This window comes from Streptomyces sp. NPDC002698 (assembly GCF_042888945.1).
Classification (GTDB): Bacteria; Actinomycetota; Actinomycetes; order Streptomycetales; family Streptomycetaceae; genus Streptomyces.
Genome location: NZ_JBIAQM010000077.1, coordinates 1 through 8669, shown reverse-complemented (window position 1 = coordinate 8669; position 8669 = coordinate 1). Strand labels below are relative to the sequence as shown.

The following is an 8669-nucleotide window of genomic DNA, read 5'->3' as shown; positions in this document are numbered from 1 at the left end:
CCCCGTCCGCCCGCAGCGCCTGGACGGCGTCCCCGACTCGACCGCGCGCCGCGCTGATCCGCTCCTCGTCGCCGGAGTCGTCGGCCCGCGCCCACTCCGCCATGGCGTCCCGGTACGCCGCCTGAAGGCGTGCCCGGGGCTCAAGGCTCGGGATCCTCATGCGATCCGCCTCGGACGGCCACGGCGCGGGAACCCGGCCGCCTCCCGTGCCCGGTTGCGCTCCTCCGCCGCCCGCTGCATCCCCTCGCGCTGCTTGGCCTCCCGAGCCGCCCGGCGCTCCGCCCACTCCTCCGGCGTCAGCCCCTCCGCCGCCGCGTCGGCCTGCTCCCTCCGCAGATCCTGCAAGGACTTCCCCCGGGACGGCACCCAACCCTGCGCCTTGAACGCGTTCTCCGTCGCCCGGACCTGCCGCTGTGCCACCCGTATCCGCCGCTGAACGTGGACTAAGTCCTCGGCCTCCGGCGTCCTCCCCGTGATCCGCGCCCACCGCTTCACCATGAACAGCTCCAGGTTCGCGCGGTCCAGCTCGGTGCGGGCGTCGTCGTACTCCGCTTCCAGCTCATCCTTCGTGGTCATGTCGTTGTCCTCTCGTGTGATCGTTCTTCAGCCCCGCCCGGACCTGCCCACCTGCCCAACCCCCTAGGGGGGGGTTTGGGCAGGGCAGGTGCAGCGGAGGTCGATTGGGCAGGTTGGGCAGGAATTTGGGCAGCCCTGACCTGCGGTTTCTCTCCTGCGTTGGGCAGGTTGGGCAGGTCGTGGGCAGACGGCCGGCACTTTTGCCCTTGGGCAGGTTGGGCAGGTCACTCCAGGCCGGGCAGACGCTCCGACTCCTGCCACGCCTTCACGGCCTTCGTGATCTGAGACAGCACGCCGTTGTTGCTCGGGAGAGCGACCCCGTGGGAGTCGGCCCACGCCTTCAGCCGGTCCCGGCCGAGGCCTTCCGGCACTCCCGCGCGCAGCAGCTCCTGCACGTGACGGTCCACGCCGTTCCCGAACGTCCCCGCCTCGGCCCGCCGTCTCCGGCCGCCGTCGCCCAACGACAGGGCCCGAGACTGGCCGTCGTACACCAGGCACGCCTCCGGCACGTCCACGCTCCGCCCGAACGCCTTGAAGTAGCGGGGGCCCGCCGGGTCCTCCCCGGGCCGTGCCACGGTCCACAGAGCGTCCGGCCACCCGAGCAGGTTCGAGTCGCCCCGGGCCCGCTCGTTCTTGTGGCCCATGTGCTGGATCAGGAACACCTCGGCGCCCCCGGCCTCCGCCCCGAGAGCGGTGAGGCCCTGGAGCACCGGGCCCAGCCCGTCCTTCTCGTCCAGGCCCAGCGCGGCCGTGATCGGGGCCAGGCAGTCCACCACCAGGACGTCACAGCCGACGGAGAGCAGCAGCTCGGCCCACTCCGCCCGGCAGGCCGGATCCGTGGGGTCGAACGCGGCGGCCTGGCCCCGGAGGTTCATGTACATCACGGCGTCCGCCCGCTCGATGCCCGTGTCGCGGAGCCAGCGGCGTGCCTCGGCCTCCGGCATCTCGAAGTCCAGGACGACGACGCGGCCGGACACCGGCTCCGTGTCGAACTGCTCCAGGAATGGCACTCCGTCCACGAGGGACCTCACGAGGTTGTGAACCATGGTCGTCTTTCCTGCCTTGTACTGCGCCGACAGGAGCACGTTCCCGCCGGACGGCCACAGCCCCTCGATCCGATAGCGGGCCGTTTCGTCAGGCTCCGCGAGGAACGTCGCGAGAGACTTGGGCTGCGGTATCTGCGGGCGGTGCTCACGGCGGATGATCCGCCGGGCCTCCTCCTGCCCGCGCATGCGGTTGAGAGCTTCCTGAGTGTGGTATCCGAACGCCCGTAAAGGCTCGTGCTCCGGCTCTGGATCTGCCTTTGTCAGGCGTGGCATACCGGTCTATCCTTTCTTCAGAACCGTGTGGCTATGAACCCCCCAGGGCAAAGGGACTTCCCTCCCTCCTGGGGGGTTCTGTCATGCGAAAGGCAGCGGCGGATAAGCGACGGCCTCACTGTTCAGCCACGGGTGATCCGACAGGTACCGGATCACGGCCTTACGGACGATGTCCCCCGTCGTGGCGCCCTGGCCGGACCACTGCGCTATGGCCGCTAGATCGGCCTCCTGCCGGTCCGTGAGCTGCACGGTGACCTCACTCATGCGGTCCGCAGATCCGTGCCGTAGAAGTCGCCCCAGTGCTTCGCCAGGTCCTCATCCGAGGCCTCGGCCACAGACGGAACGGTGTCCGGGGAAGTCGCCGGATTGGCGAATTCGATCGCGTCGTTCCGGCGCTCGTGGCTGAGACGGATTTCCCGTGACAGGTACTCCGTGAGCGCCCGGCGCAGGATCTCGGAGGAAGTCACCTTCTGGACCTTCGAGGCGCTTTCGAGCGCGTTGGAGAGTTCCACGGACAGCCGGAGATTACGGCTTTCTTCGAGAGGCATTTTGGTTTCCTTTCCCTCACCGCCATTCTGTGGCTCAATTGCGCCACAAAGAAAGGCCGGGAAAAGGCCCGGAAAAGGCCTATCGAGGTTTTGCGTTACCGTGATCTTTTTTGCCTCCCCGAGATATTCCAGGGGAGCGCACAATGGAAATGGCCGCTAAGACAGGGCCTATTCTCGTCCCCGAAACGGCACACCCCAGGTAACGGCAACGCGAATTACCGCGTCCAGGAACGGGGGAGGGGCGCCACGGGACGGCTCCGGCCCCCGCGCGCGTGATCACGCACGGTTGTGCCGGCCGTAGCGGTATGTGACGGCCGCGGGGCCGCCTCCCCTCAGCTCTCGGTGTCCTCGGCCGGGGGGTCCAGGACGTCCCGACCCCACACCAGGTCCCACGACTCGATCAGGGCCCGCACACCGGCCTGCCCGGACTCCTCCGCAGCGTGGAGCAGCGCGAGCGACCGGCCCCGGTGACGCACCACGTGCTCACGCCACGCCTCGGCCGGGATCAGCGCGACCGGCGTCATGCCGTCGGCGTCGTCGTCCTGGACGATCTCCTCATCCGTCCGGTCGTCCAGCTCGATCAGCTCCGCGAGGATGTCCCGCATCCCCCGGGACCACACGAGCGCCCTCATGCCGGTCATGGCGCCCTCGTACTCGTGCCACAGCTCGACCTCGGCGACGTCGCCGGTCGTCAGGAAGTCGGCCAGGATCTCGAAGGGCGTCCGGTGCCCGGTCTTGGCCTTCTTGGTGTCCGGGTCGGCCAGCTCGAACGCGGCCCGCTTCCCGTCCTGACCCTTCATCACGTACCGGGCCATGTCTGCCGGGTCCTGACCGGCCCCCAGAGCGTCCACACGGACCCCGCGCGCAGCAGAGGGCTTGTAGGCGCCCACAGCCCCGCAGATCTCCGCCCAACGGGCCCCCGTCTCCCCCTGGAAGGCGTCCGCCCGGTCCTTGCTCCAGGCCTCATCCAGGAAGAACAGAACGTGCAGGTGGACGTGCCAGCCGTTCGCCTCCCCGTACGTCACCTCCAGGGCGCGGGCGTACCCGACGATCCCGTACGTGGCCTGTGCGTTCTTCCACGGCCGCCCGCTGAACGCCTTCCGCCACGCAGCCGTGACCTGCTTGGTGAGCTGCTTGAGCGGCTGGCTCTGGTAGTGGCGGATCGTCAGGGTCACCAGGGCGATTCCGTGGCCGTCCTGGGTCCACGCCGTGGAGCCGTCGGCCAGGGTGTCCGCCCGGACGGACCGGATCTTGACCGAGCACACCGGGCAGATCCAGATCAGGCCGCAGTGCATCAGGCCGAGGTGCGTCGCCTGCCCGGCCACGTTGAGCGCCGTGGCCACACCGCCCGCTACGGGGACCTTTCCGCACAGGCGCGCGCCCTTCCGGGTGCTGATGTCCCACAGCGCCTCACGGCCCGCGTAGCGCGCTCCGCGACGGCCCCCGTCAGTGTCCTGACCTGGGGTGGACGCATAACCTCTATCCCTACCAAGGCGCCGGTCCGTGGGGGTGTCTGTGGTCTGGCCTGCCGAGGCCGCAGCGCGCCGGGCACGGCCTGCGGCGCGTGCCTCGGCCTGGCGCTGCTCCAGGGCCTTCAGGGGGCTCAGAGGGGCGTGATCAGCCGGAGGAGTCGCGGCCGGGATCGAGTGTGTTGCATCATGGGTCATGAACGGTTCCTCGTGAGTGTGAAGGCGAGCGAGGATCTTGAAAGGCTCCGAGCGCCAACTCGGGGCCTTTCGTTTTGCCTGGGTCATCCTGCCGCATGTGATGCGGGGTCAGTGGTGCTAGGGGGGCAGTCGGTTGCCCCTGCACAGTATGGACGATCATGCACACCTTGTGCAACAGGTTCGGGCCGGACCCCCCGAAGGAAGTCCGGCCGTTCGGTCCTGTTCGATCACTTCACCAGGGCCAACTGTCCGGCGAGCGGCTGCGGCCCCCGGGCCTTCTCCAGCCGGGCGAACGCGGCCGTCACGGTCGACGGCGCACGGGTTGCCAGCCGGGCCGTCTCACGGACTCCGAGGCCAGCCGTCCAGGACTGTTCGATGACGGCCGCCGCCGCCTGCTGCGAGAGCCGGGCCTGTTCGGGCTCGGCCGGAGCCTGTTCGGTCTCCTCGGCCTCCGGCGCGGTCGGCTCGGGGGCGAACACCTCCGACTGTTCGTCGGACACCGGGGCGAACACCTGCTCCGTCTCCACGGTGTTCGCCTGTTCGGCCGGAGCGTCGGCCAGCCGGTGAACCCGCCACAGAACGAGCGGGGCGATCGCTGAGACGGCCACCACGAGCGGCCAGGAGACGCCCAGAATCCCGGCCGCCACGAGGTGCGAGAGCGCGTTCACAGCGATCATCGCGGCGACCACGACGGGCACGTCCCGGTGCGCCCGGAGCGCCCTCACCGCGTAGATGTCCAGCGCGGCCGGGACGCCTGCGGCGACGAACTCACCGAAGCCGCAGGCACGGGCGAGCGCGTACTCGGCGCTCATGGTCACGGCGAGAGCGGCCACCAGGGCGGCCCAGCCGAGGACGTCACGGGCGGGCTTGTCGGCGGTCACTTCGACCCCTTCCGGATCTCGCGAATGATGAACAGGCAGACGAGCGCTGAGACGGCGACCGCGACGGCGGCCAGGGCGACGGCCAGGAGCGCGGCCGTGGCCACTCCGACGCAGGCGCACGCTCCGGCCGCCATGACGGCCAGCTCTCCGGCCGAACGGCGGGGCTTGGCCTGCTGCTTGTCGCAGGCGCAGCCGTGGGGCTGTGCGGCCGTCTGAGCCGCCTGGACGGCCGCGACGACGGCCAGGATCTCCGCGTACCGGTCGGCCTGCTGTGCGGCCTCCACGGCGTCCTGGGAGGCCTTCTGGACGGCGCTCATGCCGCTACCTCCGTCGGGCGCGTCGTGACGGAGCCGTCGGCCTGGCGCTCGATCTGACCGGAGGCCAGGAGCCGCGCCACGGCCTTGGAGACGGCGCCCTTGGAGAGCCCGGCCGCCTCGGCGACGTCCTTCTGTCGGACCGGCCGCCCGGCCTCGGTGAGGGCTTCCAGGACGCGGGCTTCGGCTCCGGCCGCCGCCTTCTCCAGGCTCACGGACAGATCCGCGGGGAGGCTGTCCGGCAGGCTCGGGGAAACGGCCGGCACACCCCCGACAGGGTCGACAGGATCGGGGCGACGGCTCCAGACGCGAGCAGCAGGCAGCGCCCGGACCGTGTCGTCGTCCATGAACCAGACCTTCACCGGCCGGGGCTTCCGACCCGTGCCACGGATCAGCAGGAACCCGGGCTTCGGGAGCGTGTGAGCGTCCCAGCCGTCGGCGGAGGCGTCCTCCCCGAGGACCGTGCGGACCTCCGTGGCCGTGGCCACCCGCAGGCACAGCCGGACGTCCATCTGTGCGGCGATCTGCGCCGGGATGCCAGCGGAGGCGCCGGACATGGTCGGCTTCTGGGTGCACCACCAGATGTGAATCTCGGCGGCGCGGCCCATGCGGGCGATCGACTCCAGGAACGGGACGGCGTCCTTGGCGTTGCTGGACACCTCCGCGCCTTCGTCCACCAGGACGACGATCCGGGGCCGGTCCTCGGTCGGCGTCCAGGACGCGCGGCCCTGGGTCTCCAGGATCTCCAGCCGCTCCAGCATCTCCGCGACCAGCTCCTCGGAGACGGCCTCGACCTCTTCCGGCGTCCGGGCGATCCGGGCCCGGGACTTCCAGAGCGCCCCCTCCACGCGCTTCAGGTCGACCATGACGATCGCGGACAGCGGGTCGGCGGCGATCTCGGCGAGCGACGGCCGGAGCGTCACGGACTTCCCGGCGCCGGACGATCCGGCGAGCAGCAGGCGCGTGTACAGCGGGATCTGGACCGGCTCTCCGGTCACGGTGTCCAGGCCGAGGCCCTGACGCTCCGGCGTCCACGTCATGTCCGCCGTGTCGACGGCGGAGCGGGTCCGGAACGTCATCCGGGCCCAGCCGCCGCGCTTCCCGGCCTCGATCTCGATGCGGAGCGTCGTCCGGCATCCGACGAGCGACCGGACGTGCGCCTCGGCCTTGGCCAGCTTCCGGGCCGTCCACTGGCCGTCCAGCCGGACGGAGACGACGATCCCGGCGGCGGTGAGCTTCGGACGGCCGGTCAGGGTCCCGTCCAGGCCGCGCAGTCCGGCGTGTGCCTTCCAGTGCTTCGGGGAGAGCCGCCGCAGGATCTTGCGCTCCTCGCGGGTCGGGACGGTCCGGCCGAGGATGAGCAGCAGGCCGAGGCGCAGCAGCTCCCAGCTCTCGCGGCAGGCCGCCCGGAGGAGCCGCAGCTCCGCAGCGCGGACGGTCTTGGACTTCCATGTGATCAGGACCGTGACGACGGCCAACAGGACGGCCACGCCTTCCGGTCCGAGCTGTACGAGGACGCTCGGGGCGTCGGTAGTCTGAGCAGCAGCGATGTGCACGAGGTTCCCTCTCGTGTTCGTTGTGAGGGCCGCGCCGGGTGTTCCACCACCCGGTGTGGCCCGCTTCAGTTGTGGATCAGTGGCTGTAGGCGCTCACGGTGTTCTCGACCGGCGTGTGCCGGAGGGCGTCCGCCTCGGCCGCGCGCCGGTCGACGCAGGGGTTCGAGGCCTTCCGGCCGCAGGAGCACGTCCAGTCGAAGTGAGCGGCGAGCGCCGGGCGTCGGGACTGCCACGGCTGGACGTTGATCACGTGGTCCTGGGTCATGTCTCCCCCTACGTTGCGTGTGCGGTTTCCGGTTTCCGGTTTCCGGTCGAGGGCCCCCTACGCGTGCGCGCGCGAGGGGCGGGAAACTCCGTTACTCGGTGTGAGCGCCGTGGTCCTTGGTGACGATCGCGTCCAGGCACCCGCCCGGGAGGTCTATCGACCAGTCGAAGTCATCGAGGGTGACGCCGTGGCGGTCGGCGGCGGCCAGCAGATCCGTGAGGAGCAGCGTCGCCCGGTCCCGCTGGCCCTGGGTCACGAACGAGCCTGCCCGGACCGTGTCGGCGACGCGCTGTTCGGGCGTCCGCCCCTTGTGGTCGGTATAGGTCACTGTGTCCCCCGTGCCTTGATCGCCCGAATCGTGTTGCGGTGGATGCCGGTCAACTCGGAGATCCGGAGCGCGGACACCTCGTTGCGGAGCGCTTCCACCACCAGGGGCTCCAGCTCCGCGTCCAGCGCCTTCAGCGCGGCCACGGCCTTGAGCCGCTTCTTGCCCGGCGCCACCAGGGAGCGCTCGGCGGCGGCTCTGAGGTCGGCGGGGGTCTGTCGTTCGTTCATGTGCACAGTCTGCCCTACGGTGCACACCTTGTGCAAGGGGGTAACTGCCGTCCAGGACAGCGGCATCCCTGGGCGGCTTACATGGCGGGCCGTCTGCCGACTGCGGCTCTCGCCGTTGCGCGCGCATCCAGGCCAGCGGGGAAGGGGTGGGGGAGTGGCTGGCGCTGAGCGGCCGTCAGAGCGCCCCGGAGGGTGGCTGGGCGCCGTTCCCCCGCCGTCGTCCTGCTGGGCGCCGTACGGGGCGGTGACGGCCCGCCACGGGGTTGCGGGGGAGCACCTGCTGCCGCGATGTGGTCGGGCGCCGTGCGGGCGCTCCGCTAGGCGTCCCGGGTCGGTGGCTGGGCGTCCGGCTGGCCGGTCCGGCGCTGTTCCAGCTCCGCCAACTGCGCATTGATCTCGTCCTCGGACCGCACCCAACCGTCCGGCCTGGCCGGAGGATCGGGCGGTGTGACCTGCTGTTTCGGAAAGTCACGTGACGTTCCATCGGCAAAGTCCTGTGACTTTCCTCGGTCTCCGGCGGGAAAGTCGTGTGACTTTCTGGGGCGTAGCTCGACCTCGTCGGCCCGGCCCTTCATGTACGCGTTGAGCAGCTTCCGCTGGAGCTTCCGGGCCTCGTGTGCGCGCTGCACGCACGAACGCGAGCAGTAGGCCCGGGGCTTGGTCCCCCGGCTCGGAGGGACCGGCCCTTCGCCGCACCAGGCGCACAGCCGGTTGCCCTCAGCGTCTGTCGGTGTCTCGGTGTCCATGGCGCCGATCCTGCCAGGCCGGGGAGGCGCGTACGTCATCCCGTGCGCCGGTACGTCAACCACTTCACGTACGGCCCGAATCCGCGGAGTGCTAGGGCAGAGAAAACGGCCGGCTCACCTACGGGAGGCGTCCCCGGACCGGGTCGACCCCGTCCGCCCGCAGCGCCTGGACGGCGTCCCCGACTCGACCGCGCGCCGCGCTGATCCGCTCCTCGTCGCCGGAGTCGTCGGCCCGCGCCCAC

Annotated in this window: 12 protein-coding genes; all 12 read right to left on the bottom strand. The window is 70.6% G+C overall.

Translation table 11 applies throughout. The annotated features are described in order from the left end of the window. Positions 1–156 precede the first annotated feature (156 nt). Positions 157–576 (bottom strand): hypothetical protein, encoded by a 420-nt coding sequence (locus ACFYW9_RS41135; RefSeq protein ID WP_389160271.1) that lies wholly within the window; start codon positions 574–576, stop codon positions 157–159. A gap of 224 nt (positions 577–800) precedes the next feature. Continuing rightward, positions 801–1808 (bottom strand): AAA family ATPase, encoded by a 1008-nt coding sequence (locus ACFYW9_RS41130; protein WP_389160268.1) that lies wholly within the window; start codon positions 1806–1808, stop codon positions 801–803. Positions 1809–1976: 168 nt separating this feature from the next. Next, entirely contained in the window at positions 1977–2159 is a 183-nt protein-coding gene (locus ACFYW9_RS41125; protein WP_389160266.1) for a hypothetical protein, read from the bottom strand. Then, positions 2156–2443: a CopG family transcriptional regulator gene (locus ACFYW9_RS41120; protein WP_389160263.1), complete on the bottom strand. Its 288-nt coding sequence runs from the start codon at positions 2441–2443 to the stop codon at positions 2156–2158. Before ACFYW9_RS41120 ends, ACFYW9_RS41125 begins: the two co-directional genes overlap by 4 nt. 332 nt (positions 2444–2775) lie before the next feature. Then, positions 2776–3786 (bottom strand): protein rep, encoded by a 1011-nt coding sequence (locus ACFYW9_RS41115; RefSeq protein WP_389160260.1) that lies wholly within the window; start codon positions 3784–3786, stop codon positions 2776–2778. A gap of 551 nt (positions 3787–4337) precedes the next feature. Further along, positions 4338–4991: a hypothetical protein gene (locus ACFYW9_RS41110; RefSeq protein ID WP_389160257.1), complete on the bottom strand. Its 654-nt coding sequence runs from the start codon at positions 4989–4991 to the stop codon at positions 4338–4340. Next, positions 4988–5308, bottom strand: a complete 321-nt coding sequence (locus tag ACFYW9_RS41105; protein ID WP_389160254.1) for a hypothetical protein — start codon at positions 5306–5308, stop codon at positions 4988–4990. The genes ACFYW9_RS41110 and ACFYW9_RS41105 overlap by 4 nt, the downstream gene beginning before the upstream one ends. Continuing rightward, positions 5305–6795, bottom strand: coding sequence for a MarR family transcriptional regulator (locus ACFYW9_RS41100; protein WP_389160252.1), 1491 nt, complete (start codon positions 6793–6795; stop codon positions 5305–5307). Before ACFYW9_RS41100 ends, ACFYW9_RS41105 begins: the two co-directional genes overlap by 4 nt. 142 nt (positions 6796–6937) lie before the next feature. Next, the gene (locus tag ACFYW9_RS41095; RefSeq protein ID WP_389160250.1) at positions 6938–7126 is read right to left on the bottom strand and encodes a hypothetical protein; all 189 of its coding nucleotides are present in this window, start codon (positions 7124–7126) and stop codon (positions 6938–6940) included. Positions 7127–7217: 91 nt separating this feature from the next. After that, entirely contained in the window at positions 7218–7454 is a 237-nt protein-coding gene (locus tag ACFYW9_RS41090; RefSeq protein WP_389160248.1) for a hypothetical protein, read from the bottom strand. Then, a complete protein-coding gene (locus ACFYW9_RS41085) occupies positions 7451–7681 on the bottom strand; it encodes a hypothetical protein (RefSeq protein ID WP_389160246.1) in 231 nt (76 codons plus the stop codon). The genes ACFYW9_RS41090 and ACFYW9_RS41085 overlap by 4 nt, the downstream gene beginning before the upstream one ends. A gap of 317 nt (positions 7682–7998) precedes the next feature. Further along, complete coding sequence (locus ACFYW9_RS41080) at positions 7999–8427, bottom strand: hypothetical protein (protein ID WP_389160245.1); 429 nt, start codon at positions 8425–8427, stop codon at positions 7999–8001. Between the last annotated feature and the right edge of the window lie 242 nt (positions 8428–8669).